Below are 253 nucleotides of genomic sequence, written 5' to 3'. Positions count from 1 at the left end.
GGCTCCACCATCAGCGTACCGGCCACCGGCCATGACATGGTGGGCGCGTGGAAGCCGCAGTCGATCAGACGCTTGGCGATATCCTCCACGGTAATCCCGGCGGACTCGTCGAAAGGACGCACATCGATGATGCATTCATGCGCGACCCTGCCCGACGGCCCCTTGTAAAGGACGTCGAACGCCCCTTCGAGCCGCCGCGCGATATAGTTGGCGTTCAGGATCGCGACGCGGGTAGCCTGCGTCAGCCCATCGC

Annotated in this window: 1 pseudogene; it reads right to left on the bottom strand. The window is 64.4% G+C overall.

The features are described from left to right. A pseudogene (locus tag A3764_RS22640) lies at nt 1-253 on the bottom strand (hypothetical protein); the annotation flags it as partial.

Source organism: Sulfitobacter sp. HI0129, from assembly GCF_001635395.1.
Classification (GTDB): Bacteria; Pseudomonadota; Alphaproteobacteria; order Rhodobacterales; family Rhodobacteraceae; genus Sulfitobacter.
Note: the sequence above shows the minus strand (reverse complement) of the source record. Positions and strands in the feature narration are given on the sequence as shown.